Source organism: Streptomyces sp. NPDC096310, from assembly GCF_044763125.1.
Classification (GTDB): Bacteria; Actinomycetota; Actinomycetes; order Streptomycetales; family Streptomycetaceae; genus Streptomyces.
In genome coordinates this window covers 100,869-127,808 of record NZ_JBIWFO010000011.1, presented here as the reverse complement: position 1 = coordinate 127,808, position 26,940 = coordinate 100,869, and the positions used below count along the sequence as shown (strand labels likewise).

General features: G+C 69.4%; 21 protein-coding genes and 2 pseudogenes. 10 read left to right on the top strand and 13 right to left on the bottom strand.

From position 1 onward, the window contains the following. Positions 1 to 13: 13 nt before the first annotated feature. From ACIQ7D_RS21740 to ngcE, 3 genes are all read right to left on the bottom strand, one after another. Positions 14 to 946, bottom strand: coding sequence for a carbohydrate ABC transporter permease (locus ACIQ7D_RS21740; RefSeq protein ID WP_403939905.1), 933 nt, complete (start codon positions 944 to 946; stop codon positions 14 to 16). Further along, positions 946 to 1,869 (bottom strand): carbohydrate ABC transporter permease, encoded by a 924-nt coding sequence (locus ACIQ7D_RS21735; RefSeq protein WP_403939903.1) that lies wholly within the window; start codon positions 1,867 to 1,869, stop codon positions 946 to 948. Before ACIQ7D_RS21735 ends, ACIQ7D_RS21740 begins: the two co-directional genes overlap by 1 nt. A 120-nt stretch (positions 1,870 to 1,989) precedes the next feature. Further along, complete coding sequence (gene ngcE / locus ACIQ7D_RS21730; protein ID WP_403939901.1) at positions 1,990 to 3,441, bottom strand: N-acetylglucosamine/diacetylchitobiose ABC transporter substrate-binding protein; 1,452 nt, start codon at positions 3,439 to 3,441, stop codon at positions 1,990 to 1,992. A 423-nt stretch (positions 3,442 to 3,864) separates the two neighbouring features. On the opposite strand from ngcE, the gene ACIQ7D_RS21725 reads away from it, so the two are divergent. After that, entirely contained in the window at positions 3,865 to 7,737 is a 3,873-nt protein-coding gene (locus tag ACIQ7D_RS21725) for a GH92 family glycosyl hydrolase (RefSeq protein WP_403940030.1), read from the top strand. 69 nt (positions 7,738 to 7,806) lie between these two features. On the opposite strand, the gene ACIQ7D_RS21720 is transcribed toward ACIQ7D_RS21725, so the two are convergent. From ACIQ7D_RS21720 to acnA, 4 genes are all read right to left on the bottom strand, one after another. Next, the gene (locus ACIQ7D_RS21720; protein WP_403940028.1) at positions 7,807 to 10,128 is read right to left on the bottom strand and encodes an ATP-binding protein; all 2,322 of its coding nucleotides are present in this window, start codon (positions 10,126 to 10,128) and stop codon (positions 7,807 to 7,809) included. A gap of 105 nt (positions 10,129 to 10,233) precedes the next feature. After that, positions 10,234 to 10,863, bottom strand: coding sequence for a DUF6879 family protein (locus ACIQ7D_RS21715; RefSeq protein WP_403939899.1), 630 nt, complete (start codon positions 10,861 to 10,863; stop codon positions 10,234 to 10,236). Beyond that, positions 10,856 to 11,125, bottom strand: a complete 270-nt coding sequence (locus ACIQ7D_RS21710; protein WP_403939897.1) for a hypothetical protein — start codon at positions 11,123 to 11,125, stop codon at positions 10,856 to 10,858. The genes ACIQ7D_RS21715 and ACIQ7D_RS21710 overlap by 8 nt, the downstream gene beginning before the upstream one ends. A 342-nt stretch (positions 11,126 to 11,467) precedes the next feature. After that, a complete protein-coding gene (gene acnA, locus ACIQ7D_RS21705) occupies positions 11,468 to 14,182 on the bottom strand; it encodes an aconitate hydratase AcnA (protein WP_403939895.1) in 2,715 nt (904 codons plus the stop codon). Positions 14,183 to 14,679: 497 nt separating this feature from the next. Between acnA and ACIQ7D_RS21700 the strand changes: the two genes are divergently transcribed. Next, positions 14,680 to 15,093, top strand: coding sequence for a hypothetical protein (locus tag ACIQ7D_RS21700; protein ID WP_403939893.1), 414 nt, complete (start codon positions 14,680 to 14,682; stop codon positions 15,091 to 15,093). 66 nt (positions 15,094 to 15,159) lie between these two features. Continuing rightward, entirely contained in the window at positions 15,160 to 16,689 is a 1,530-nt protein-coding gene (locus tag ACIQ7D_RS21695; protein ID WP_403939892.1) for a helix-turn-helix domain-containing protein, read from the top strand. Between the two features lie 262 nt (positions 16,690 to 16,951). On the opposite strand, the gene ACIQ7D_RS21690 is transcribed toward ACIQ7D_RS21695, so the two are convergent. The 3 genes from ACIQ7D_RS21690 to ACIQ7D_RS21680 form a co-directional block, all read right to left on the bottom strand. After that, positions 16,952 to 17,893 carry a hypothetical protein gene (locus tag ACIQ7D_RS21690; protein WP_403939890.1) on the bottom strand — a complete coding sequence of 314 codons (942 nt, stop codon included), beginning with the start codon at positions 17,891 to 17,893 and terminating at the stop codon, positions 16,952 to 16,954. Between the two features lie 4 nt (positions 17,894 to 17,897). Further along, positions 17,898 to 18,989 carry a trypsin-like serine peptidase gene (locus tag ACIQ7D_RS21685; protein ID WP_403939888.1) on the bottom strand — a complete coding sequence of 364 codons (1,092 nt, stop codon included), beginning with the start codon at positions 18,987 to 18,989 and terminating at the stop codon, positions 17,898 to 17,900. A 251-nt stretch (positions 18,990 to 19,240) separates the two neighbouring features. Next, on the bottom strand, positions 19,241 to 19,426 hold the full coding sequence (locus tag ACIQ7D_RS21680) for a CsbD family protein (protein ID WP_403939886.1): 186 nt from the start codon (positions 19,424 to 19,426) through the stop codon (positions 19,241 to 19,243). Positions 19,427 to 19,744: 318 nt separating this feature from the next. Between ACIQ7D_RS21680 and ACIQ7D_RS21675 the strand changes: the two are divergent. The 3 genes and pseudogenes from ACIQ7D_RS21675 to ACIQ7D_RS21665 all read left to right on the top strand — a co-directional run. Next, positions 19,745 to 20,009 (top strand): annotated as a pseudogene (locus ACIQ7D_RS21675) (non-heme iron oxygenase ferredoxin subunit); the annotation flags it as partial. Positions 20,010 to 20,014: 5 nt separating this feature from the next. Beyond that, positions 20,015 to 20,296, top strand: a pseudogene (locus ACIQ7D_RS21670) (TetR/AcrR family transcriptional regulator); the annotation flags it as partial. Positions 20,297 to 20,340: 44 nt separating this feature from the next. After that, positions 20,341 to 20,808, top strand: coding sequence for a hypothetical protein (locus ACIQ7D_RS21665; RefSeq protein ID WP_403939884.1), 468 nt, complete (start codon positions 20,341 to 20,343; stop codon positions 20,806 to 20,808). On the opposite strand, the gene ACIQ7D_RS21660 is transcribed toward ACIQ7D_RS21665, so the two are convergent. From ACIQ7D_RS21660 to ACIQ7D_RS21650, 3 genes are all read right to left on the bottom strand, one after another. Beyond that, entirely contained in the window at positions 20,757 to 21,179 is a 423-nt protein-coding gene (locus tag ACIQ7D_RS21660) for a VOC family protein (protein WP_403939882.1), read from the bottom strand. The genes ACIQ7D_RS21665 and ACIQ7D_RS21660 overlap by 52 nt on opposite strands. A gap of 102 nt (positions 21,180 to 21,281) precedes the next feature. Next, positions 21,282 to 22,061, bottom strand: coding sequence for an Fpg/Nei family DNA glycosylase (locus tag ACIQ7D_RS21655; protein ID WP_403939880.1), 780 nt, complete (start codon positions 22,059 to 22,061; stop codon positions 21,282 to 21,284). A gap of 45 nt (positions 22,062 to 22,106) precedes the next feature. Further along, entirely contained in the window at positions 22,107 to 22,790 is a 684-nt protein-coding gene (locus ACIQ7D_RS21650; RefSeq protein WP_403939878.1) for a UdgX family uracil-DNA binding protein, read from the bottom strand. Positions 22,791 to 23,796: 1,006 nt separating this feature from the next. Between ACIQ7D_RS21650 and ACIQ7D_RS21645 the strand changes: the two genes are divergently transcribed. From ACIQ7D_RS21645 to ACIQ7D_RS21630, 4 genes are read left to right on the top strand one after another with little or no spacing between them, the layout of a single operon-like run. Next, positions 23,797 to 24,816: an acyl-CoA dehydrogenase gene (locus ACIQ7D_RS21645; protein ID WP_403939876.1), complete on the top strand. Its 1,020-nt coding sequence runs from the start codon at positions 23,797 to 23,799 to the stop codon at positions 24,814 to 24,816. Further along, on the top strand, positions 24,816 to 25,613 hold the full coding sequence (locus ACIQ7D_RS21640; protein ID WP_403939874.1) for a PIG-L deacetylase family protein: 798 nt from the start codon (positions 24,816 to 24,818) through the stop codon (positions 25,611 to 25,613). The genes ACIQ7D_RS21645 and ACIQ7D_RS21640 overlap by 1 nt, the downstream gene beginning before the upstream one ends. Next, positions 25,610 to 26,227, top strand: coding sequence for a class I SAM-dependent methyltransferase (locus ACIQ7D_RS21635; RefSeq protein WP_403939872.1), 618 nt, complete (start codon positions 25,610 to 25,612; stop codon positions 26,225 to 26,227). The genes ACIQ7D_RS21640 and ACIQ7D_RS21635 overlap by 4 nt, the downstream gene beginning before the upstream one ends. Beyond that, positions 26,224 to 26,934 carry a glycosyltransferase gene (locus ACIQ7D_RS21630; protein ID WP_403939870.1) on the top strand — a complete coding sequence of 237 codons (711 nt, stop codon included), beginning with the start codon at positions 26,224 to 26,226 and terminating at the stop codon, positions 26,932 to 26,934. Before ACIQ7D_RS21635 ends, ACIQ7D_RS21630 begins: the two co-directional genes overlap by 4 nt. The last annotated feature ends 6 nt before the right edge of the window (positions 26,935 to 26,940 follow it).

Sequence of the window (26,940 nt, the reverse complement as noted above, 5' to 3'; positions counted from 1 at the left end):
ACGGGGCGCCGTGCTACTTGAGCGCTCCCGCCGTCAGTCCGGCGACGACCTGCCGCTGGAAGATGATGTACGCGGCGAGGACCGGCAGCATCGCCATCACCAGCCCGGCGAAGAGCCCCGACCAGTCGCCCTTGTACCCCTGGCTCACCGCGAGCTGCACCAGCCCCTGGGAGAGGACCTTGCGGTCCGGGTCGGTGTTGAGCACCGTGGGCAGCAGGTACTGGTTCCACTGCCCGAGGAAGTTGAAGATGCCGACGCTGATCAGCCCGGGCTTGGCCATCGGCAGCATCACCTGGAAGAACGTCCGGGTGTGCGAGGCGCCGTCGATGAGCGCGGCCTCCGCGACCGAGCTGGGCAGCGTTCTGAAGAACGAGGTCAGGAAGAAGACCGTGAACGGCAGCGAGTAGGCGATGTAGACCAGGATCAGGCCGTGGATGGAGTTGAGCAGGCCCAGATTGTTCATGACGTAGAACAACGGGACCAGCGCCAGGATGATCGGGAAGCTCATCCCGCCGACGAACAGGTAGTAGATGAAGCGGTTCCCCGGGAACTCGAAGCGCGCCAGGACGTACGCGGCCATCGAGCCGAGGAGCAGCGTGCCGACCAGCGAACCGGCCACCACCAGGATGGTGTTGAGGAAGTAGTCGCTCATGTGCGCCTGCGTCCAGGCGCGCGACCAGTTCTCGAAGTGCAGCCGGTCCGGGAGCGCCCAGGGGCTGGTGAAGATGGACCGGTCGTCCTTGAAGGACGTCATGACCGCCCAGAGCAGCGGCATGGCGACCAGGAACGCCCAGATGACGAGGACACCGTGGGAGAAGACGTTGAGGACGCCGCCGGTCGCGCTCGCCTTCTCGGGGGGCGCGTCGGTCTTGGTCACGGTGGCCTTGGCCGCGGGGTCCGCCGCGGGGGGCAGATCGGCCGGCGGAGAGGTGTCGGTGGTCTTCATCAGTACTCCAGCCGCTCACGTCGGCCCAGCCGCATCACGAGGGCGGCGAAGGCCAGCGTGACGATGAGCAGGGCGACACCGATCGTGGTCGCATAGCCCGCCTGACCGTCACGGAACGCCTTCTGGTAGACGAGCAGGGTCAGGACATTGGTGGAATCGGCGGGGCCGCCGGGACCCACGGTCATGATCTGAACGACCGCGAAGGACTCCGCGCCGAGCGCGAGGATCCCCATGTAGACCCAGCCGGACTGCACGGTGTCCCAGAGCAGCGGCAGGGTGATGCGGAAGAAGGTCGTGACGCGGCTGGCGCCGTCCAGCAGGGCCGCCTCGTAGAAGTCCTTCGGGATGGAGGCCATGCCCGCGGAGAACAGGACCACGAAGAACCCGGTCGTACTCCAGACGAGGACGGCCATCACGCACCACAGCGCGAGGTTGGGATCGCCGAGCCAGTCGGGCTTGACGCTGTCCAGGCCGACCGCGGCGAACGCGGAGTTGATGGCGCCGCTGTTCGGGTTGTACGCGAACTGGAAGAGCAGCGCCACGATCGCGATCGAGAGCACCTGCGGGAAGAAGTACACGATCTTGTAGAAGGACGAACCGCGCACGCCCGAGACCGCCGCTCCCTTCACATTCCGCCCGCCGACGTTCAGCATGAACGCGAAGAACAGCGCGAGGCCGAGCACGACCACGGGCAGCAGCAGCGCGAAGAGCAGGCTGTGCCGGAGCGAGCTCCAGAAGGTGCTGTCGTCGAGCATCCGGCTGTAGTTGTCGAAGCCGACCATCGAGAAGTCGGGGCTCAGACCGGTCCAGTCTGTGAACGAGTAGTAGATGGACTGGACGAATGGCCAAATGACGAAAAGCGCGTACAGCGCGAGGGGGAATACCAGAAACCCCACGATGAAACGGTACTTGCCGTGCTGCATGTCTCCCGACCCCGAATCTCCGGCGGGTGGCGCCGTGCCGCTCTGGGAGCCCGTACGACGGGCCGTGACCCGGAGGCCCCTGGTACCGGGGCCTCCGGACGTAATCGCTGCTGCTCCGTGCTACTGGTGCTTGTAGTGCTTGATGGAGGTGTCCTTGGCCGCGGCGTCCGCGAACTCCTGGCACTTCTTGACCGCCTCGGCCGGCGTCATGCGCCCGGCCATCATCTCGCCGAGCACGCCCACCCCGATCTTCTGCTTCTGGAGCTCCACGTACCAGTCCTGCATCCGTGGGTTGAGCACGTTGTCACCCGCTTTGGCGAGCGCGTCGACCCCGGACTGGAGCGCGGTGGAGAGGGTGAGGCCGTCGGTACCGCCGTTGAAGGCACTCAGGGACTTCACCTTGGAGGTGAAGTTCTTCGACGACGCCTCGCTCAGCATGATGCGGAGCTGCTCCATGCCGCCGTCGGGGTTCTTGGCCTTCGCGGGCACGATGAAGGGCTCACCGCCGGAGGCCCAGAGCGTGCCGAACGGCAGCTTGTCCGAGCTGTCCAGACTGGACGGCGCGGCCACCTTCATCTGGAAGTCCTTCGGCGTGGTCTTCGCCGCCTCGTTCTCCACCCAGGAGCCGTTGGGGATGAAGAGCGCCCTGCCCTCGGTCCACGCCGTCTGCGACTGGATGTGGTCGAGACCGGGCGTGCCCTGGAGGATGTAGCCCTTCTTGAACAGCTCGAAGTACGCCTCGAACGCGGACTTCACGGCCGGGTGCTTCCAGGCGTTCGGCTCCAGGTTGTCGATGGCGTCCAGGACTTCACGGCCGCCGATCTTTCCGATGAACGGGGAGAGCGAGAAGGGGAGGTAGTACGGGTACTTGCCGGCGTACGTCCACCCGGCGATGCCCTTCTTCTTGGCCTTCTCGCAGAGGGCGAGCATCGCGTCCCAGTCCTCGGGGTACTCGGCGTCCAGCCGGTCGAGGGCGGTCTGCGAGTACCACACGCCGTACACCGTGTACGCGTAGTACATGATCCACACGGGGTCGCCGTCGAGCTGGCCCATCTCCAGGACGCCGGGCCGCAGCGTGTCGCGGACCTTCTTGGCCGGGTCGTCGTACGACGGGGCGTCCATCAGCGCTGTCAGATCGGTGAGCTGCTTCTTGCCGGCGAGGACGCCCATGTCCATCTGCTCGGCACCGGAGTTGTCGATCAGGTCGGGCGGGGTGCCGCCGTTGAAGCGCGGCGACAGCTCGGACTGGATCTTCTCGGTGGCGCCGAACTTCACCTCCGCCTTGGGGAAGGTTGTCCGGTACTGCTGGACGGCGTCCTTGGCGTACTCCGTACCGAATCCGCCGTTGAACAGGACGAAGTCGAGCGGCGCACCCTCGTTGACCCCGAGCGGGTTCTTCTCGGACGTCTTGCCCTTCTCGACCTTCTTGTCGCTTCCGCTGTCGCTGCTCGCGCAGGAGGCGAGGAAGCTCATCGTCGGGACGGTGATCAGACCGATCGCGGCAGACCGCTTGATCACATCACGACGGCCGAGGCCCGCATTGTCGTTCCGAGCGGAGGTGGTGGATCCCATGCTCAAGTCCTCGCCTTCTCCAGGACTCAGGCGGTGTACCGGTCGCCCGTCCTTCTCACCTGAGGAGAAGGGCTCCGCCACCGCGGTCGAATGAAGCTGGGTCGTGCAGGAATGTCGTACTCGATCATGTTCGGCCATCAGGGGCGGACGCCGACAGGTATAGTCCATTTCCTGTCAACTGAGCAAGATCAAAAGGGAGTTTGCCCAGCAGTCTTTCCCTAGTTGAGACCTCCCGGATATCCGCACCGGTCGACCGCCGCATTCGACCGCACCGGTCCTTCGCTCATGTCCACTTCCGGACACGCCGTCCCTTCAACGCCCTTGACACCACTGTGCACTTGCCCCCTACTGGACCCTGCGCCTCTGGTTTGACAACGTTGTCCAGCTCGGTACGCAGGAGGAAAGCTCGGTATGCAGCTCGGTATGCAGCTCAGACCCGGACTCCGTCCCGGACCATGGCATTCGGCCGCCCTGGTGGCGGCTGCCTCACTGCTCGTCGTGACAGCCCAGTCCGCCGCCGCCGTACAGACCGCCGCACCGCGTCCGACGTCGGCGGAAAGGGAATTCACATCCTCGTTCGAACAGGAGGAATCCCCTCCGGACTGGCGCAACACCGTCGACGTGGGGCCTGATGGCGAGAAGCGGTCGTCGGGTGTCGACGGGGGCCTCACCGGCGGAATTCCGGGCAATGTCACCGACCGGGTGGTGGACCTGCGCGCCAGCGGGGAGAACACCGGCGGCGGTGAGACCAAGGAGAACCTGGTCGACGTGCGCTCCGCCACCAAGTGGCTGGCGTTCACGCCCACCGCCTGGGTCGAGTTCGACCTGGACGAGCCGGTCAAGGTGGTCACATACGCCCTGACCTCGGCCAACGACCACCCGGAACGCGACCCCCGGGACTTCACGCTCCAGGGCTCCACCGACGGCAAGGAGTGGAAGGACCTCGACACCCGCGAGGGCCAGACCTTCCCCGAGCGCTTCCGGACGGTCAGTTACACCGTGGACGCGGCGGCGGCCGGCGCGTACCGCCACTACCGGCTGGACATCACGAAGAACAACGGCGCCTCCGACGCCACCCAGTTGGCCGATGTCCAGTTCTCCGACGGCGGTACGAGCACCCCCGCGCCCGAGGACATGCGCACCCAGGTCGACCGCGGGCCCGTCGGCTCCCCCACCGCCAAGTCCGGTGCGGGCTTCACCGGGAAGCGGGCGCTGAAGTACGCGGGCACCCACCGGGCCGAGGGACGCGCCTACTCGTACAACAAGATCTTCGACGTCGATGTGGCCGTACGGCGGGACACGGCGCTCTCGTACCGGATCTATCCCTCGATGACGGGAACGGACCTCAACTACCCGGCCACGCATGTGTCCGTGGACCTCGCCTTCACCGACGGCACCTATCTGAGCGATCTGAACGCGCGCGACTCCCACGGCGGGGCGCTGACCCCGCAGGGCCAGGGCGACGCCAAGCGGCTCTACGTCAACCAGTGGAACCAGGTGGACGCCCGGATCGGCCAGGTCGCCCAGGGCAGGACGGTCGACCGGATCCTGGTCGCGTACGACTCCCGTACCGGCCCTGGGGAGTTCGAGGGGTGGATCGACGACATCACCCTGGCGCCCAAGGCGGCCGAGAAGCCGCTCGCCCGTCTCTCCGACTACGCGTCGACCACACGCGGCACCAACTCCAGCGGCTCGTTCTCGCGGGGCAACACCTTCCCCGCGACGGCCGTGCCGAACGGGTTCAACTTCTGGACGCCGGTGACCAACGCCGGTTCGACGAGCTGGCTCTACGAGTACAGCCGCGGAAACAACGCCGACAACCTCCCCACCCTCCAGGCGCTCGCCGCGAGCCATGAGCCGAGCCCGTGGATGGGCGACCGGCAGACCTTCCAGCTCATGCCGTCGGTGGCCGAGGGCACCCCGAACGCCTCCCGCACGGCGCGCGCGCTGCCCTTCCGGCACGAGAACGAGACCGCGAAGCCGCACCGCTACGGGGTGACGTTCGAGAACGGCCTGAAGACCGAGATGGTCCCGACCGACCACGCGGCGATGGTGCGCACCACCTATCCGGGTGACAACGCGAGCATGATCCTCGACAACATCTCCAACGCGGGCGGGCTCACCCTCGATCCGGAGACCCGCTCCTTCACCGCCTACTCCGACGTACGGAGCGGACTGTCGACCGGCGCCACCCGTCTCTTCGTGTACGGCGTCTTCGACGCGCCGGTCACCGCGAGCGGCAAGCTGCCCGGCGGCGGGGGCGCGGATGTCACCGGCTATCTGCGCTTCGACGCGGGCTCCGACCGTACGGTCACCCTGCGCCTGGCGACCTCGCTGATCAGCGTGGACCAGGCGAGGAAGAACCTCGCCGACGAGATACCGGCGGGCACCCGCTTCGAGCGGGTCGAGGACCGGGCGCAGCGCGCCTGGGACGACATCCTGGGCCGGGTGCGGGTGGAGGGCGCGGACCACGACCAGCTCACCACGCTCTACTCCAGCCTGTACCGGCTCTACCTCTACCCCAACTCCGGTTTCGAGAACACCGGTTCGCTCGCGCGGCCGAAGCAGAGTTACGCGAGCCCCTTCTCGCCGAAGACGGGGACGGACACCCCGACCCGGACGGGCGCGAAGATCGTCGACGGTGAGGTGTACGTCAACAACGGGTTCTGGGACACCTACCGGACGACCTGGCCCGCGTACTCCTTCCTCACCCCGAAGAAGGCGGGGTCGCTCGTCGACGGCTTCGTCCAGCAGTACAAGGACGGCGGCTGGATCTCCCGGTGGTCCTCCCCCGGCTACGCCGATCTGATGACGGGCACCAGTTCGGACGTGGCCTTCGCGGACGCGTACGTCAAGGGCGTCGGCTTCGACGCGGAGGCGGCGTACGAGGCGGCCCTGAAGAACGCGACGGTGGCGCCGCCGAGCGCGGGCGTGGGCCGCAAGGGCACGGAGACCTCGCCGTTCCTCGGCTACGCCTCGACCGAGACCCACGAGGGGCTGTCCTGGTCGCTGGAGGGCTACCTCAACGACTACGGCATCGCGAAGATGGGCGAGGCGCTGTACAAGAAGACCGGGAAGGCCCGGTACACGGAGGAGTCCTCGTACTTCCTCAACCGCGCCCGGAACTACGTCTCGCTCTTCGACAAGGACGCGGGCTTCTTCCAGGGCCGGAACCTGAAGGGTGACTGGCGGGTCCCGTCGGGGAAGTTCGACCCGAGGGTCTGGGGCTACGACTACACGGAGACGAACGCGTGGGGTTACGCGTTCACGGCCGTGCAGGACTCCCGGGGGCTGGCCAATCTCTACGGCGGGCGCGCGGGCCTCGCCCAGAAGCTGGACACGTACTTCGCGACGCCGGAGACGGCCGGGCAGGAGTTCGTCGGGTCGTACGGCGGGGTCATCCACGAGATGACGGAGGCGCGCGACGTACGGATGGGCATGTACGGCCACTCCAACCAGGTCGCGCACCACGTCACGTACATGTACGACGCGGCGGCACAGCCGTGGAAGACGCAGGAGAAGGTCCGTGAGGTGCTGGGCCGGCTCTACACCGGCAGCGAGATCGGCCAGGGCTACCACGGTGACGAGGACAACGGCGAGCAGTCGGGGTGGTACCTCTTCTCGGCGCTCGGCTTCTATCCGCTGGTGATGGGCAGCGGGGAGTACGCGGTGGGCTCGCCGCTCTTCACGAAGGCGACGGTCCGGATGGACAACGGGCGCACGCTGGTCGTCAAGGCGCCGAAGAACAGCGCGAAGAACATCTACGTGCAGGGCCTGAAGGTCAACGGGAAGAGCTGGAACTCGACGGCGCTGCCGCACGAGGTGCTGGCGCGGGGCGGCACGGTGGAGTTCGCGATGGGCCCCGAGCCGTCGTCCTGGGGCTCGGGCAAGGGCGCGGGCGGCGAGGGCCGCGACGCGGCGCCGGTCTCGATCACGCGGGACGACAAGGTGCCCTCGCCGCGCACCGACGCCCTGACAGGGACGGGTCCGCTCGTCGACAACACCTCGCGCACCCAGGCGCCGGTCGAGTCGGTGGAGCTGCCGGTCGCGTCGGCGACGAAGGCGGTCCAGTACACGCTGACGTCGGCCACGGCCGACAGCGCCCCGACCGGGTGGACGTTGCAGGGCTCCACGGACGGTACGACGTGGCGGACCCTGGACACCCGGTCGAAGCAGTCCTTCGCCTGGGACCGGCAGACCCGTGTCTTCACGGTGGCGAAGCCGGGCTCGTACGCGAAGTACCGCCTGGTGAGCGACGCTCCGGCGACCCTGGCGGAGGTGGAGCTGCTGCGCTGACGCCCCGGCGACGCGGCGGGGGCGGGTCACCGGAGAACTGCCGGTGACCCGCCCCTCCTGTCGTACGGGTCACCCGGGCAGGGCCGCCGCCAGATCGCGCCCGACGCGCTCGCGCAGGGCCGTGGCCCGGGGGTCGTCGTCGTATCCGTCGAGGAGTTCCAGCGCGCGCGTCCAGTGCGGTACGGCGTCCGCGGGAGCGGTGGCGCGGAGGGTGGCCGCGAGCCCGTCCAGGGCCTGCGCCTCGTCCCAGGCGTCGCCCAGCTCCCGGTGGGCCGTGGCCGCCAGCCGGTGGAAGTGCGCGGCCTCCTCGTCCCGGTCGAGCCCGCGGTAGGTGAGGGCCGCGCCGTGCCACGCCTGGGCCTCGCGGCTGCGGTTGCCGAGGCGGCGGTGGAGCGTCGCGGAGCGCTGGTACGACTCCAGGGCGTCGGCGAGCGCGCCGCTCACGCGCTGGGCGTCGCCCAGGGGCAGGAGCCAGTAGCCCTCCAGCCGGTGGTCGCGCAGCGCGAGCGCGATGTCGAGCGCGGCCCGGGCCGAGGCGAGGGCCTGTTCCGTCTCGCCCTGCTCGCAGGCGATCCGGCTGAGCAGGCGCAGGATGTTGCCCTCGCCCCGCTGGTTCTCCAGGGAGCGGTGGGCCTCCAGCGCCTGCCGGGTGACGGTGGCGGCCTCCGGCAGCCGTCCTGCCTCGTAGTGGGTGCTGGCGAGGTTGGAGAGCGCGGTGGCCGCCCAGTGGTCGGAGCCCAGCTCGCGGAAGACGGCGATGGCCTCTTCGAAGTGGTCCGCCGCCTGCGCGAGTTGCCGGCCCCGGAGGTGGAACAGGCCGATCAGGTTGAGCGAATGCGCCTCACCGAGCCGGTCCCCCAGTTCGCGCCGGATCAGCAGGGCGTCCTGGTGGCTCTCGTGGCTCCGGGTGAGGTGGTTGATACGGGCGTAGCCCATGCCCAGCTCCGTGAGGAGCAGTGCCTCTCCGGCGCGCTCGCCGAGCCGTCGCGCGGCCGCCAGGCCGATCCGTCCGACGGCCGGCCAGTCCGCCGGCGGGGCGGAGGGGTAGCGGGCGTTCGCCAGTACGGCGGCGAGCTTCCAGGCGCGTTCGTCATGTCCGGTGGAGGCGGCGGTGCGTACGGCCTGGAGCAGGTTGGTGTGTTCGCGCTCGGCCCAGTCCACGGCGGCGTCGTACTCCGTGAAGGCCCCCGGGCGCACGACGTCGGCGGGCGGGGCGAGGTCCAGATGGGGTTCGGCGGGGCTGATCCAGCTCTGGGCCGCGTCGGCGGTGTGCAGATACCAGTCCAGCACGCGGTGGAGCGCGGCGTCCCGCTCCGCGGCCGGCTCCTCCTGCGTCGCCTGGTCGGTGGCGTAGGCGCGCAGGAGGTCGTGGAACTGGTAGCGGTCGGGGCCGGTCTGCTCCAGCAGATGGGCGCCGACGAGGGAGTCCAGCAGTTGCCGGCCACGGCCGGGGGGCAGCGCGCTGAGCGCGGCGGCGGCGTGCAGGCCGAACTCTGGTCCGGGGTGGAGACCGAGCAGCCGGAACAGCCGGGCGGCCTGGTCGGGCAGGGCCCGGTAGGACCAGGCGAAGACCGTACGGACCGCTTCGGCCTCCTCGTCGTCGCCGGTGCTGAGGGCGTCCCACAGGGCGCTCTCGTCCCGCAGGTCGGCGATCAGGTCGTCGAGCCGCATGTGCGGGTGGCTCGCGGCGCGTTCGGCGGCGATCCGCAGGGCCAGCGGCAGCCGGGCACAGAGTTCGGCCAGCTCGGTGAGCTTGTCCGCGTCGTCCTCGGGCCGGTACCCGGCGGTGACCGCGCGGAGCAGGGCGACGGCCTCCGGCTGGGGCAGGGTGCCCAGCGTCAGCCGGCGGGCCCCGTCCCGGACGGCGAGCCCGGAGAGCCTGCTGCGGCTGGTCACCACCACGAGGCAGTCCTTGCTGCCGGGGAGCAGCGGGCGGACCTGGGCGACCGTGGCCGCGTTGTCGAGGATGATCAGTATCCGCCGGTCGGCGAGGCGGGAGCGGTAGAGCGCCGCGGCGGCGTCGGGATCCTGCGGCACCGAGGAGGGGGGTACCCCGAGCGCGGGCAGGAAGCGGTGCAGCGCCTCCTGGGCGGTGACCGGCTCCCCCGGGTCGTAACCGCGGAGATTGACGTAAAGCTGCCCGTCTGGGAAGCGCTCCTGGACCTGGTGGGCCCAGCGCAGGGCGAGCGAGGTCTTCCCCGCGCCGGCGGTGCCCGCGATGACACAGACGGAGATGACCAGCGGTCGGCCTGCCTCGTCGGCCAGCACGGCGTTCAACTGGTCCAGTTCGTCCGTGCGGTTGACGAATTGCCTTACATCGGCGGGAAGTTGACGCGGGGGGTGATTCGAGGAGCCGTCATCCGCCGGTGCGTCGCGGGCATGGAAATGAATTCCGCCGCTGACACTTCCCGCCTGTACGACATCGCGGGAATTCCCCGACAGGTCGTTCCGCGACGTGCCGGGGTAGCCCTCGCTTCTGCTGGACTCGTTGATCGCCTAATCCGCCTTCGGTGTCGGCGGGGGAAGGTGGGCCACCTCGCGGTCGAAGTAGCTCATCACATCCTCGCCCGCCCGGTAGAGGTACTTGATGTAGCTTTCCCAGTCCCCGACGACATCGGGGTCGGTATGACGGACCGCGCCGTCCGGAACACCGGATTCGGTGTAGAGCACCTGGTACAGCACGTCGCCGCCGAGGACGACCAGCTCCGGCAGGAGACCGTCGCTCTCCGACGGGGCCACCAGGCCGGCGCCGACCACTCGTACCCGCATTCCGCATTCCGCCTGCTGCCGCAGCGAGTGCAGCTCCCACTGGAGATACGGCGTCAGCGGTTGCTCGACGACCCGTACCCGGTGAAAGAGGGAATTGCGCCGCTCGTCCTCACGGGCGGCGGCGAGAAGATTCTCGCGCCGTTCCTCCATGAGCCTCAGCGATTCCGCCCAGTCGCCGCGGGAAAGCGCGTCACGGCTCGGGCTGCCCTGCTCCTCGAAGTGCTGCCGGCGCTCCAGTTTCCACGAGTCCCGGTCATGGATCGCCGCGTCCCGCTCCCAGAACTCCCGCTTGTAGATTTCCCCGGAGAGGCGCACACCCTGCTCGCTGCGCAGAGCGGGGGCGCTGAGGTCAAGCATCGGCGATATCCGGTTTGGCGGCCCGGAGCATGTTCCCGGGAATGACCACGAGCCGCTCGTCCGCGGCGAGGGCGACCCCCTCCGGCAGCCGGGGCGCATAGTGGGACGTGAGGTCCGTACCGATCACGGCGATATCACCGTTGTCGAGCTGCCAGATGTCCGGGCACTGATCTTTTCCGTCGGAATTCCCTAATTCCTTCGCCGACTTTCCCAGCCGTCGGAAGAATAACGCGGTCGGATCGGCCTCCCAGGCACGTTGCATCCTTGCCTCCACTCGGTTTGGTTGAGCCCACAACCGCTATCCACTCTATATCCGAATGGTTACGGAGAGCAACATACACCGGGGGCAAGTTCACGCCACTACACCCTCCCCACAACCGGAATCAACGATACGGCGACCGTCCGTGACCGATACCCGTCAACGGAACACCCGCTCCCCACACCCGGCGGACGGATGATCCGACTGACGAAACGCACCGGATGAATCGATACTTCTCGTCGATACCTCCCGGGCCCGCCCCCGCATACGCCGAGGGCCGTGCCCCGTACGCGAACGTACGGGGCACGGCCCTCGGCCGGCCGGTCGGCGCGAGCCGCGTGGCGGCTACTTGCGGATCAGGCTGCGCAGCACGTACTGCATGATGCCGCCGTTGCGGTAGTAGTCCGCCTCACCCGGGGTGTCGATACGGACCACCGCGTCGAACTCCACGCCGGTGTCCGTCGTCACCTTGACGGTGCCCGGGGTGGTGCCGTCGTTCAGCCCCGTGACGCCGGTGAAGGAGAAGGTCTCCTCGCCCGTCAGGCCCAGGGACTGCGCCGAGGCGCCCTCCGGGTACTGGAGCGGGAGCACGCCCATGCCGATGAGGTTCGAGCGGTGGATGCGCTCGTACGACTCGGCGATGACGGCCTTCACACCGAGCAGCGCGGTGCCCTTGGCGGCCCAGTCGCGGGACGAGCCCGAGCCGTACTCCTTGCCGGCCAGGACGACCAGCGGGATGGACTGCTCGATGTAGTTGCGCGAAGCGTCGTAGATGAACGAGACCGGGGCCCCGTCCACGGTGAAGTCGCGGGTGTAGCCGCCCTCCGTGCCCGGCGCGATCTGGTTGCGCAGGCGGATGTTGGCGAACGTGCCGCGGATCATGACCTCGTGGTTGCCGCGCCGGGAACCGTACGAGTTGAAGTCGCGGCGCTCGACACCGTGCTCCGTCAGGTACGTACCGGCCGGGGTGTCGGCCTTGATCGCGCCGGCCGGGGAGATGTGGTCGGTGGTGACCGAGTCGCCCAGCTTGGCCAGCACACGCGCGCCGGTGATGTCCGCGACCGGCGTCGTCTCCATCGTCATGCCCTCGAAGTACGGGGGCTTGCGGACGTAGGTGGACTGCGGGTCCCACTCGAAGGTGTTGCCGGTGGGGATCGGCAGCGCCTGCCACTGCGCGTCGCCCGCGAAGACGTCGGCGTAGGACTTGTTGAACATGTCCTCGCCGATGGCGTTGGCCACCACGTCGTTGACCTCGGCCTCGGTGGGCCAGATGTCCTGGAGGTAGACCGGCTTGCCGTCCTGGTCGATGCCGAGGGCGTCCTTGGTGATGTCCACCTTCATCGACCCGGCGAGGGCGTAGGCGACGACCAGCGGCGGGGACGCCAGGTAGTTCATCTTGACGTCGGGGTTGATCCGGCCCTCGAAGTTACGGTTGCCCGAGAGCACCGAGGTGACCGCCAGGTCGTGCTCGTTGACCGCCTTGGAGACCTCCTCGGGCAGCGGGCCCGAGTTGCCGATGCAGGTGGTGCAGCCGTAGCCGACGAGGTTGAAGCCGACCTTGTCGAGGTACGGGGTCAGGCCCGCCTTGTCGAAGTAGTCGGTGACGACCTTCGAGCCCGGGGCGAGGGTGGTCTTGACCCACGGCTTGCTGCTCAGGCCCTTCTCGACCGCCTTCTTCGCGACGAGCGCGGCGGCCACCATCACGTACGGGTTCGACGTGTTGGTGCAGGAGGTGATCGCGGCGACGGTGACGGCGCCGTGGTCGATCTCGTACGTCGAGCCGTCGGGGGCCGTGACCAGCGTCGGGCGGCTCGGCACACCGTTGGCGGAGGCCGGGGCGTCGGAGGCCGGGAAGGACTCCTTGCCCGCCTCCTCGTCCTCGGAGACGTAGTTGCGCACGTCCTCGGCGAACTTCTCCTTGGCCTCGGCCAGGACGATGCGGTCCTGGGGGCGCTTCGGGCCCGCGATGGAGGGGACGACCGTGGAGAGGTCCAGCTCCAGCTTCTCCGAGAAGTCGGGCTCGGCGGCCGGGTCGAGCCAGAGGCCCTGCTCCTTCGCGTACGCCTCGACGAGGGCGACCTGCTGCTCGTCCCGGCCGGTAAGGCGCAGGTACTTCAGCGTCTCGTCGTCGATCGGGAAGATCGCGGCGGTGGAGCCGAACTCCGGCGACATGTTGCCGATGGTGGCGCGGTTGGCGAGCGAGGTGGCGGCGACGCCCTCCCCGTAGAACTCGACGAACTTGCCGACGACACCGTGCTTGCGCAACATCTCGGTGATCGTGAGGACCAGGTCGGTGGCGGTGGTGCCGGCGGGCAGCTCACCGGTCAGCTTGAAGCCGACGACGCGCGGGATGAGCATCGACACGGGCTGGCCGAGCATCGCGGCCTCGGCCTCGATGCCGCCGACGCCCCAGCCCAGCACGCCCAGGCCGTTGACCATGGTGGTGTGCGAGTCGGTGCCGACGAGGGTGTCGGGGTACGCCTGGCCGCCCCGGACCATGACCGTACGGGCCAGGTGCTCGATGTTGACCTGGTGCACGATGCCGGTGCCCGGCGGGACGACCTTGAACTCGTCGAAGGCGGTCTGACCCCAGCGCAGGAACTGGTAGCGCTCGCGGTTGCGGCCGTACTCCAGCTCGACGTTCTGCGCGAACGCCTCGTGCGTGCCGAACTTGTCGGCGATGACGGAGTGGTCGATGACCAGCTCGGCCGGGGCCAGCGGGTTGATCTTCGCCGGGTCGCCGCCCAGCTCCTTCACGGCCTCACGCATGGTGGCGAGGTCCACCACACAGGGCACCCCGGTGAAGTCCTGCATGATCACGCGGGCCGGCGTGAACTGGATCTCCTGGCTCGGCTGCGCCTGGGAGTCCCAGGAGCCGACGGAGCGGATGTGGTCGGCGGTGATGTTCGCGCCGTCCTCGGTGCGGAGCAGATTCTCCAGCAGCACCTTCAAGCTGTAAGGGAGGCGTGCGGAGCCCTCGACCTTGTCCAGCTTGAAGATCTCGTACGACTCGTCGCCCACGCGCAGCGTGCTGCGGGCGTCGAAGCTGTTCGCCGACACGACAGTCTCCTTCATCAATGTGCACGTACTACGTCATGCTGCCGCCTCGGCTGCTCACCGATCCGCTAAGGTAAGGCTTAGTTAGGTAACCCTTACCGAAGGGCGGCCGCGGTACGCCTTCGGGCAGATATCTCGATGTCGAGATAACTCTAGTACATGACCGCTGCCCGGTCATGCCCAGGTGCGGTCGATCTGCCTCCGGCGAGCCACCCCCGGCCGGACGCGCCATGCCGGCGCGTCCGGCCACCGGCCCCCGCCTCGCGGCAACTCCTTTGCGTACACACCACGTCCACCGACGGCCTGGAAAGCCCTCCACTGCGCGGTCGCCTGGTGGGGAGCACCTTGAACCGCCGCCCGAACGCCGCCCAACCGCCGTCCGCACCAAGCCGGTCGGAGCCGCGAACGAAGGAAGAAGGAGGGGGTGTCGCCATGACGTGGCGAACCTAGCCGCCCGCCCGGAGAGCCCGGGTCCGGGCGGCGGTTCCGGAAGGAACGCGATGTCCCGTACGGACAGAACCAAGCCGTTGTGGGTGCGCCACGCCGAGCACGACCCCCGGCCGGTCCACGACCACCGTCACGGCGTATGCGATCTGCCGCCGAGCCCGGCACTGGAGGCCGCCGACACGCACTGCCGCTGGGAAGACCCCGCGGCCCTGCTGCTGTTCGGCGCCCACTGCTGCGCGGGCTGCAAGATCCGCTCCCACATCGAGGAGCGGCAGCGGTGGGCCAGGTCCGCCGTCCGCAAGGAGCGTTACGCGGGCCGGCGCGAGGCCCGGCGCGCGGCCATGGAGGAGAACGGCGACTGCCCCCGTCCGCGTCGGACAGGGGTGCCGTTCCGTCAGACCAGGGCTGCTCGGCCATCCGTACGGCCGTACCCGGGTGGCCGAGCGGCCCCGTCGGCCGCAGGATGAGGCGGTGACACTCCGACAGCCCACCCCAGGAGAGCGCTTATCTCACATCTGAGATAACCTGCCGCCATGGCAGACGACTACCTCGTACGCATCGGCAAGCTCATCCGTGACGCCCGGCAACACCGGGGGTGGACACAGAGCCAACTCGCCGACGCATTGGCCACCAGCCAGAGCGCCGTGAACCGCATCGAGCGCGGCAACCAGAACATCAGCCTTGAGATGATCGCGCGCATCGGTGAGGCGCTCGACAGTGAGATCGTGTCCCTCGGTTACGCGGGCCCGATGCATCTGCGGGTGGTCGGCGGACGCCGGCTCTCCGGGGCCATCGACGTCAAGACGAGCAAGAACGCGTGCGTGGCGCTGCTCTGCGGCTCCCTGCTCAACAAGGGGCGTACGGTGCTGCGCCGGGTGGCGCGCATCGAGGAGGTCTTCCGGCTGCTGGAGGTGCTGAACTCCATCGGCGTCCGCACCCGCTGGATCAACGACGGCGTGGACCTGGAGATCGTGCCGCCCGCCGAGCTGGACCTGGAGGCCATCGACGCGGAGGCCGCCCGCCGTACCCGCTCGATCATCATGTTCCTCGGCCCCCTGCTGCACCGGATGGACGCCTTCCGGCTGCCGTACGCGGGCGGCTGCGACCTCGGTACGCGCACGATCGAGCCGCACATGATCGCATTGCGCCGCTTCGGCCTCGACATCGCGGCCACCGAAGGGCTTTACCACGCCCAGGTGGACCACTCCGTCTCGCCGGACCGCCCGATCGTCCTGACCGAGCGCGGGGACACCGTCACCGAGAACGCCCTGCTGGCCGCCGCCCGCCACGACGGCACGACTGTCATCCGCAACGCCTCGTCCAACTACATGGTCCAGGACCTCTGCTTCTTCCTGGAGGCGCTGGGCGTACGGGTCGACGGCATCGGCACGACCACGCTGACCGTGCACGGTGTGCCCTCCATCGACGTGGACGTGGACTACTCCCCCTCCGAGGACCCGGTCGAGGCGATGAGCCTGATCGCCGCCGCCGTGGTCACCGAGTCCCAGCTCACGATCCGCCGCGTGCCGATCGAGTTCCTGGAGATCGAGCTGGCGGTGCTGGAGGAGATGGGCCTCGACCACGACCGTACGGCCGAGTACCGCGCCGACAACGGCCGTACCCGGCTGGTGGATCTGACCGTACGGCCCTCGAAGCTGGAGGCGCCGATCGACAAGATCCACCCGATGCCGTTCCCCGGCCTGAACATCGACAACGTGCCGTTCTTCGCGGCCATCGCGGCGGTCGCGCAGGGCCAGACGCTGATCCACGACTGGGTCTACGACAACCGCGCCATCTACCTCACGGACCTGGGTCGCCTCGGTGGCCGCCTCCAACTCCTCGACCCCCACCGCGTCCTGGTGGAGGGCCCGACCCGCTGGCGCGCCGCCGAGATGATGTGCCCGCCCGCGCTGCGGCCCGCGGTGGTCGTGCTGCTGGCGATGATGGCGGCGGAGGGCACATCCGTCCTGCGCAACGTGTACGTCATCAACCGGGGGTACGAGGACCTGGCGGAGCGGCTCAACTCGGTGGGCGCGCAGATCGAGATCTTCCGCGACATTTGATGTGCGGATGCCGCCGCACCCCTCCTGACCTGCTACTCAGCGGGCCAGGAAGGGGCGCGACAGTATCGTTGGGACCTCTCTGGGACTTGGGTCCCCCTGGTGGGCTGCGGGCCACGCTCCACGAGCTCTGCCGGCCGACCGCCATCAGGTGAAGATCGCGTCGATGGCTGGTCGCGTCCCGTCACCAGGAGGCTGCGGCCATCTACCACTGCGATTCTTCCGGGCAATGCGCCCGTGACGCAGTCGGCACGAGTCCGGCGCGTCACTCCGGGAGGCGGTCGGGCGGGAGGCCCGGGAATTCGCCGCCACCGTCGCCACCTTCGCCGCCGCCACCTCCGCCGCCACCTCCGCCGCCGTCGCCGCCGCCTCCTCCTCCGAATCCGCCACCGCCGCCGGCGTCGCCCCCGCCACCGCCGTCACCGCTACCGCCGCCGCCCGCGTCCCCACCGCCCGCGTCACCGCCGCCACCCCCGGCGTCGCCGCTACCACCCCCGGCGTCGCCGCTACCACCCCCGGCGTCACCGCCACCCGCGTCACCGCCGTCACCCTCACCGCCCGCGTCACCGCCCCCGGCGTCACCGCCACCCGCGTCACCGCCGCCACCGGCATCCCCACCGCCGCCGTCACTGCCACCGTCACCAGCGTCTCCCCCGCCTGCGTCAGGGGCGGGCGCGACGTTGCTGACCGGTGTCGTGTTGTCGGAGACGGGGTCGCCGTTGGCGTCGACGACCTCCTTGTGCTGGGTGCCGTCGCCGTTGGCGTCGACGGTGGTCGTGGTGAGCGTGGTCTCGCCGGTCGCCTGGTCCGTGGTCGACTCCGAGGTGCTGGTGTTGTGGTCCTGGTCGGTCCCGGTCACACCGTCCGTCTCTTCGGCGTTCCCCGCGCTGTCGACGTCCTTCTCGTGCCAGGTCGTCTGCGAGGTGCCCGCCGGGTGTTTGCCGTCGGAGGATTCGTGGTCGTACACGACCGTATGGGCCTCCTTGTCGACGACCATGTGCCCCTGCTGGTCGAAGACCTGGGTGGCCCGGTCGATCTTCTGGTTTCCGTCGGCGTCCAGCTGGCGCGTCTCATGTCTGAGGGCGGTCACGAAGCCGCTGGGATCCCGGTGAACGTAGTCGGTCTGCACCTGTCCGTCGGATTGGCTCACGGTCTTCTCTATCGAGCTGCCGTCGGCCTGCGAGGTGACCGTTGTCTGGCTTCCCATGGCGTCACGTCCAGGTGGTGCGGGCGAAGTTGACGAGTCCCGTCAGCGCGTTTCCGCCGGCTGAGATGTTGTTGTCCTCGCTTCCGATACCGAGAGGGCCGCTGACCTTCTCGAACCCGCTGACGGTGCCCACCGCGTACGGTCCGTCGCTCCAGGTGGCGAAGAACGCCCCGCCCGAGTCGCCGGGCGTCTCGTCGGCGTGGTGCTCCAGTTCCTGCGCGTCCCCGTCCTCGTCGTCGTCGATGACATGAATGCCGGACTGGAAACTCGGCCGCTCGGCGTTGTCCACATCGCCCGGGTAACCCACCGAGGTCCAGTAGGCACCGCCTCTCCAGCTGTCGTCGAAGGGCCTCGCGCCCATGCCGCCCAGCCAGTCTCCGAGCGGGTCGGCGAGCCGCAGCACGGCCATGTCGTGCGCCGTCACATCCTGGCCGGCGTACCCGTGGGCGGCGGTCGCCCACGACTGGCCGCCCGCCCCGGCGCTGGAGGTGCCGTCGAAGTAGCCCGCGACGAACTGGATGGAGGCGTTCGGCGCGCCCCACGGGACCGCGTGCGCGGCGGTCAGTACGGCGCGCTTGCCGACGAGCACCGCGGTGCCCGACGCGTCCCAGTTGGGGGAACCGGCGTCGTTCCGGATGAAGATCCGTCCGATGCACGACCAGGGGAAGCCGGACGGGAAGAAGGTCTGCCGGGGTGCGTACTCCCCGTAGACCCCGGTGGTGAGCGGGATGACGGTAGTGCCGTTGACGCGGCGCATCATCTTGTGCGAGACCCCTGTGGGGCGGGGGTAGTGGAGCAGCGGCTGCCAGAGCGGACGGTGCGGGGGCGGTGGTGTGCCCGGGGCCCGCAGAGTACCCATCTCGTGCAGCTCGGTCTCGGTCATCGCCCGGCCGTAGAACGAGCCCTCGGGCATGATGAACGTTCCGTCGTCCTTCGGCCGAAGCCTCTCGTTCGGCGGCATGGTGACCAGGGCTCGCGCGGTGGCGAGGCCTTCCCTGACCTCGTCCGGGGCCTTCTCCTCCGCGGCGAGGTCGTCCAGGCGCGCCAGGTCCTCCAGGGTGAGCGGGGGTGCCGGGTGGGCATGGTGAGCGTTCATGGTCGTTCGCCTCCTTCTCTCCTTTCACCGTGCGCCGGTTCGGAGGCTCGCGCACGTACGGAGGTGAGCTGCGGTAGAGCTACCAGCGCCTCCCCTGTCCACTGTGGGCCAAACGGGTGAATGGGTGAGCGCGTGGACGTACCGGCTCAGGCCGGGGAGGCGCAGTCTCGGGAGGCGGTGGATGTCGCGGGCCGTGCCCGTGACGCCCACGGTGGCGTCGAAGTAGCGCCACGCGGAGCGCACCTGGATGCTCAGCTCTCGTCGCGCATGGAGTCCTTCATGCCCTTGGCACGGTCGCGAGCGCCCTCCACGGTGTCCTTCGTCCTGCCTTTGGCCTGGTCGGTCTTGCCCTCGGCTTCCTTGCGGCGGTTACCGGTGGCCTTCCCGGTCACCTCCTTGGCTTTGCCTTTGGCCTTGTCCATCGCGCTGCGGCCCATTGCGGCTCCTCGGTGGTACGAATGCAGACCATCTCAAACCATGCCCAATGCAATATGTACGCCTGGTGGGGCGAAACCACCTCCACACGTTTCGTCGGCTGAGGCAGGTTAGGGCTTCGGACCGGTCCCGATGCCGTGCCGCGCCGCTAGCGTGGGCGGTCAACCACGAGTGCGGGCGTGACGCTCCCGGCCCCGACGATCTGCCCCGTGCGCCCCGGTGGAGCGGATGTCCGCCGCCCCGGACGCACCCAAGGAGTTCGATGCCCACCTGCGGCCACACGTACCTCTGCCGGTTCGAGGTACTGGAGGAGGGCGTTCCCCCGGCGGTTCGAGGTGGAGGGTGTACCCGTCGCCCTGGTCCTGGCCGAGGAAGAGGTCTTCGCGATCCATGAGGTGTGCTCGCAGCGCCGTCTCGCTCTCCGAGGGCTACGTGGAGCGGTGCACGGTCGAGTGCCGGCCGCACGGCTCCCGCTTCGACCCGCGCACCGGAAAACCCCTCGATCCGCCGGCGACCCGGCCCGTCCCGGTGTATCCCGTACGGGTCGAGGACGGACGTGTGTACGTCGACGTCGTACCGCGGAGCGCTCGGTGGCCCAGCCGCCGGACGACTTCGCGGGGGTGCGGGCCGATGCCGCGCGCAACCGGGCCCGGCTGCTGGAGGCGGCTGCCTGGCTGGTGGCCGAGCGGGGCGCCGAGCACGTGACGATGCACGAGGTCGCGCGGGCGGCCGGGGTCGGAAAGGGCACGCTCTTCCGCCGATTCGGCGACCGCAACGGACTTCTGCTGGCCCTGCTGGACGACGTCGAGGCGGAGTTCCACGAGACGTACGCCTGCGGTCCTCCGCCACTGGCGCCGCCGATCTGCCGGCTGGTGTTGAACACACCGCTGGCGGTGCCGGTCCGCTCGGCGGACACGTGCTCCAGCAGCAACGCCGTGGTCGACGGCATCACCAGCGGCCCGGACAGGCCGATGGGAATCAGCAGCAGCACTTCCACCACCCCGCCGTCGGCGACCTCGACCTCGACTACGACGCCCTGGAGATCCCCGCCGACCCCGGCCTGACGATCGTCACCTACCCCCTCGCCCCCACCTCGCCGCAGGCCCCCGCGTTCCGCCGGCTCCAGCAACTCATCGCGACTCCCGCCGAGGCGCCGAGCCGACAGCCGGCAGCAGCCCGTCCGGCCCGTGAGGGTGTGATCGACGGCCGGGGGGGGAGGGGCCGGATGCCACGCTCACCGGGCAGGCCGATCGCGGTCCGCCCACGCCCTGTTCGAAGCGTGGGGGCTGGATCCGAACATCGGTCGTCGAACCAGCCCCGGCGTCGCTCACGTCAGGTCAGCTTGGGGGGCACCGGAGCGTTGGCGAGGAATTCGTCGCTGTAGGTCACGGTGAGGAACTCCATCTCGTGGCCGTCCGGGTCCTGGATGTACACGCCGCGGCCGCCTTCCAAGTGGTTGATGGTTTGCGGGTGAGCGTGGCGTGGGTCGGCCCAGTAGGGCAGGTCGCGTTCCTGGATTCGGGCGAAGATGGCGTCGAACTCCTCATCGGTGACGCGGAAGGCGTAGTGGGCGGGCACCCATTCCTTGCCCTTGACGAGGTGTTCGGCGTAGTCCAGGACCACCTGATTGTCGAGGCGCACGGCGACGAAGGGACCGAATTCCTTGGGCTCGGGTACACCGAGCAGGTCGGCGATGAAACGGGCGCCGGCGAAGCGATCGGTGCTGTGGACGATGGTGTGATCGAGCTGAGGCACGGAAGTTCCTTCCTCGATGAGTGGGGGGAATCGATGCGCGCTAAACGATAAAATCTCAAGTTCGCTTGAGGTCAAGAGGTTGGATTACGCCAGCTGCCCCGGTCAGCCGGTCTGGCAGTGGGGACACCACACGGTGCTCCGCCCCGAGACGCGGCCTCTGCGCAGCTTTTCGCCGCAGCGCGGGCAGGTCGCGTCGGTGTCGTCCCGATGCCCGGTGAGCCAGGTTTTCCTCGGTGGGACGCGTCCGGCGCGCACGGCCGAGCGGACCGTGCGCCTCATGTCGGTGTACAGACGCCCACGCTCTTCCTTGGTCAGCCTTCCCGCCTCGCGTGCCGGGTCGACACGGGCGCGCCACAGGATCTCGTCGGCGAGCAGGTTCCCGAGCCCGGCCAGGTTGGACTGGTCGATGAGGGCCGACTTCACGCCGCCCCCGCGTTGGGTGAGGAGCAGGTCGAAGTCGTTCCGGCCGATGTCTGCGGCGTCGGGCCCCTGACTGCCCAACAGACGTTCCACGTCCTCTCCCCCGGCCAGCCACAGGCCTTTGAGCTTGCGCTGGTCCCGGTAACGGAGCTGGCGGTCGTCGCCGACCGTGAAGGTGACGCGGTCATGAGGATGCAGGTTCTCGTCGGGGCGGCAGCAGACGAGTTGGCCGGTCATGCCGAAGTGCAGCAGAAGCGTGGGGCCATCGGTACGGGCCAGCAGCCACTTCCCGTGCCGCTCGGACTCGGCGAACCGGCACCCCTCCAGCTCACGGCGGAACCGGGCGGCGCTCACCCCGTGCAGGACGCCGGTGTCCCGCACCTCGACCCGCTGGACGGTCCGGCCGCCCGCACACGAGTCAAGGACCGTGCGGAAGGTTTCGACATCGGGTAGTTCGGGCATCTGTCGCTCCTTCTCGGCCGTCGAACCTGCTCAGCGGAGGCATGCTCAGCGGAGGGCTTCAGCCGCCACGCGAAGGTCCGATACGAGTCCCGAGTACATGGACGCGCGGTCGTCGGCCCGCAGAACGGCCGACGGATGGATCGTCGCCATTGCGCCGGCGCTGCCCTGTGCGGTCGCTCCGTCGTCACTGCCGTCAGGAGCGGGCATCGGAAACAGGACGCCCCGGTCCTTCGTCACCCGGAAGGAGGGACCGAACAACGACCGGGCCGCAGCCGCACCGAGCGCCACGACCACATCCGGGTCAACCAGCCGCAATTCGGCAGCCAGCCAGGGACGGCAGGCGGCCAGTTCACGCAGGCTCGGCGGCTTGTGGATCCGGCGCTTGCCCGCCCCGGCGGAGGTGAACTTGAAATGCTTCACCGCGTTGGTGAGATAGGCCTCCTCCATGTCCACACCGGCTTCTTCGAGGGCCTTTCTCAGCATCCGGCCGGCAGGCCCGACAAACGGCTCTCCCTGACGGTCTTCCTGGTCCCCCGGCTGTTCTCCGACGAGTACGACGCGGGCCGAAACGCCTCCGGATCCGAACACGGTGCGGGAGGCGTTCTCGAAAAGAGGGCAGCCCCGGCACTCCGAGGCCGCTTTCCGGTGTGCCGGGAGCCCACCACGGGCCGGAAGGTAGGGGGCGGCGTCGTACCCCTGCCCCGCCGCACCTTCGCTGCGGCCGGTCATCCCGGTGCTCCCCCGCTGTGCGGGCCCCGGCACACGCCGTACGGGCTCCGGTGACTGACGCGGACCGAGGAGGGCTGGGGACAGCGCAGCGGCGGGAACACTCTGAATCCCTCCTCCATGCGGTGACAAATACCCTCATAAAATATAATAAGTTCTCATGCTCCGGATGCGAGACCGGCGCAAAGGGTGAAGGGTGGTTCGAGGGGGTTCCTCCGTGCTTCTCGGCCCGGAGGCGATGCTCGGGGTCAGCAGCCGACGTAGCACCCGCGAACGAGCGCGGAAGTGCGATGGCGGCAAGGAGGCAGGTTCCGATGTCGGACAGAAAAGGTGCAAGGATCCAGGAAGAGCCGCAGGAGGAGCGCGGGGCGAAGGGGTCTCGTGACACGGGCTCGAACGAACCCTCCGGCGGACCGGCCGACAGGCCGGCCGGCACAGCGGACGAAAAGTCCGACACATCCATCAGGCCTCGCAAGCCCTCCCATCCGGACGCCCCCGACCTGCAGTCCGGCGACGGCTGAGACGATCCGGGCCCGTGGCGGCCGAGGACATGAGTGACAAGTGTCGGCGCACTCCAGCGCCCCACCTCGGCGCATCCGTCACAGGCTGCTGAGTGCCCGCGGCGTACTCGGACGGGGACCGAGGGCCCGGGCCCCGCCGGGTCGAGATCCAGGTCGAGATCCAGACCGGGCCGTACGTTCCGACTGGACAGGACGTTGTGCGTCAGCACGGTTACCGTTGTTCCGAGGACACATGGCAGGCGTCGGCGTGGCTGCACGCGTCATGCGGTTCACCGGTCAAATCCAGGAAGTTCCATTTCAGGAAGTAGGCGTTCCTCGGAACGCTCCCTGTGCGGAGCAGCCAGATCAGACCCTGACCGCCTGGATTCCGCTCGTGGTCCCGGCCTCGAAGCCGGTGCGTTGTGCCCCTTGTGCCCGTTGTGTCGCGAGGACCGCTCCCCCGAGCCTTGGGAGGGTGGGGCGCTCTCCCCTGGCGAGAGGATCGGGGTATGTCGAGCAGCAGGTTACTGGTATCAGCCGCAGACGAACCGGAGGCCGCGCCGGGCGCAGCACGCCGGGAGAGCGCCGCACGGTTCGCCTCGGTGGTGGATCTCATCTCCGCGGGTGGCCTGGAGTTCCCGCTGCCCGGTTCGGGAAGAACGGCGGCTCGCTTCGCGGCCCTCCGGTCCGTCGCGGAGGAGGACCTCTGCTCGGCGCGTCTGGTCGAGGGGCATGTGGACGCGCTCGCGATCCTCGCCGAGCTTGACGGGCCGCCGCCCGCGCCGGGCCGCCGATGGGGGGTGTGGGCGGCCGAGCCGCCCGGCACCACGCTCAAGGCCGCCCGATCGGGCGAGGGCTGGCTACTCAGCGGACTGAAACCGTACTGCTCGGGTGCGCACAGCTGCACCGACGCCCTGGTCACGGCACGGGCTCCGGACGGACGCAGGCTCTTCGCCGTCACGGTCGACCCACGGCATTGCGTTCCTGTGGAAGGTAGTTGGCGGGCGGTCGGCATGGCGGGCAGCGATACACCCGCCGTGCGCTTCGACGAGGTCCCCGCACTCGCCGTCGGGGAGGTCGATTCCTATGTACGCAGGCCCGGCTTCCAGCACGGTGGGGTCGGGGTCGCCGCATGCTGGTACGGCGGAGCGCTCGCGGTCGCCCGCACGCTGCGACGCGCCGCCGGCCGGCGGCCGGACCCGCACAGCGACGCCCATTTCGGCGCGGTGGACATGCAGTTGCACGCGGCCGGGGTGCTGCTGGAGCAGGCGGCGACGGAGATCGACGGCGACCCCTCGGACGACCGGGGCCAGGCACGCGTACGCGGTCTGAGGGTGCGCGCCTTCGTCGAGTCCGTGTGCGCCGAAGTGCTGACGCGGGTGGGACGCGCCACCGGAGCGGGGCCGCTCTGCCATGACTTGCGTCATGCGCGCAACGTGGCCGACCTGGCCGTCTATGTGCGTCAGCACCATGGCGAACGCGACCTCGCGGAACTGGGCGCCCTGCTGGCGCGCCCCGGAGGCTCCTGATGACACGGCACCAGTCTCGCGGCGGCACCACGGACCGCGCGGTCGCCGAGCACCCCGGCACGAACCCCATCCAGGCCCCCGGTACCGACGAGAAGTACTGGCGGAGTTGGGACAGGTGGAACGCCCTGCCTTTGGCTCACGTACCGGACGGCGGCCACGTCGTGGTGGTGGCCGCGCATCCGGACGACGAGGTGCTCGGCTTCGGCGGCACCATGGCACTGCTCACGGCCCGTGGAGTGGAACTGACCGTCGTCTCGGTCACGGACGGCGAGCGGTCACACCCCCGCAGCCGGATCGCCACGCCCGCCATTCTGGCGCGCCGACGGCCCCGCGAACTACGTGCCGCGCTCGCCGAACTCGGGGCAGGCCGGGCACGGATCATCCGGCTCGGGCTGCCGGACACCGAGGTGGCGCGGCATGAGGAGCGGATCGCCGCGACGCTCGTCCCCCTCGTCCGCGAGGCGGCCCTGGTCGCCGCGCCCTGGACCGGCGATGTGCACAGCGACCACGAGGCAGCGGGCCGCGCGGCGCTCAGCGCTTCCCGCCAGGCCGGCGTGCCGTGTCCGCTCTACCCGGTCTGGATGTGGCACTGGGCCTACCCGGACGACCCGAGGGTCCCCTGGGAGGCAGCGGCGCGCATCCCCCTCCCGCCGCGGATCCAGGCCCTGAAAAAGGCGGCGGTCGACCGGTTCGCCACCCAGATCCGTCCGCTCGGCCCCGGGCCGGACGAGGCAGCGGTCCTGCCGCCGGAGGAGATCGCCCACCATCTGCGCGCCATGGAGGTCGTCTTCCAGTGAGCACACCTCCCCAGTACTTCGAGAGCATGTACCAGCACTCGTCGGACCCTTGGCGGCTGGCCGAGCGGTGGTACGAGCAACGTAAGTACGACGTCACTCTGGCCGCCCTCCCCCGCCCACGCTATCGTCGGGCCTTCGAACCCGCGTGTTCCGTGGGTGAGCTGACACTCAGGCTGGCCGAGCGCTGTGACGAGGTGCTGGCCTGCGACCGTGTCCGCTCGGCGGCCGGGACCGCGGCCAGGCGGACCCGGGGCCTGCCGCACGTGGAGGTCCGCCACCTCACTCTGCCCGCGCAGTGGCCCGAGGGCAGCTTCGACCTCGTCGTACTGTCCGAGCTGCTGTACTACTTCGACACCGACGAACTGGCGCTTCTGCTCCGGCGTGCGGTGGACGCGCTGGAGCAGGGCGGCACCCTCGTCGCCGTGCACTGGAACCATCCGGCGGCCGAGCACCTGTACACCGGCGACGAGCTGGCCGGCATCCTCACGTCCGTACCGGGGCTGGCACCGGCCTGTGTGCACCGTGAGGACGACTTCGTACTGCAGACGTTCGGCCGACTGCGTCGCGACGGTACGGCCCCCCTGTCGCCCGCTGCGCACGAGGGCCTGGCGTGAGACCCCACACCCTTGCCGTCATCATCCCGGCCCACAACGAGGAAGCCCTGCTTTCCGAGGCGTTGGAAGCGATCCGCACCGCGTCGCGGCACCCCGCCCTCCAGCGGGTCCGGGTGCTCACCGTGGTCGCCGCGGACAGTTGCGTGGACGGCACGGCCGCGACGGCTTGGCAAACGGGCGCTCAGGTCGTCCCGGTCAGCTACCGCAACCCCGGACGGGCTCGCGCGGCGGCGGCCGACCTCGCTCTGAAGACCATGGGTGGCCCGGCGGGGTGCTGGCTCGCCTCGACGGACGCCGACAGCACGGTGCCGCCGTCCTGGCTGGCCTTCCAGTACGCACGCGCCTGCGAGGGCTGGGACGCCGTCGTCGGAACCGTCACCGTCACGGACTGGCCCCCGCACGTGCCCGGCCTGGCCGGCCGTCACCACCGGCACTACGACGCCACCCGCCCCGCCCACGGCCCCTGGCTCCACCCTCATGTGCACGGCGCCAACCTGGGGGTGCGCGCCGAGGCCTATACGGCTGTCGGCGGCTTCCCGCCCCTGGGAGCCGGCGAGGACCACGGGCTCGTCGCCGCGCTCAGCGCCGGGAGACACCGCATCCTGCGTACCTCCGACTGTCCCGTCGTCACCTCGGGCCGTCTGCACCCCCGCGCGCGGGGCGGATTCGGCAACCACCTGGCCAGGCTGGCGCTGGAGGAGGACTAACCCTTT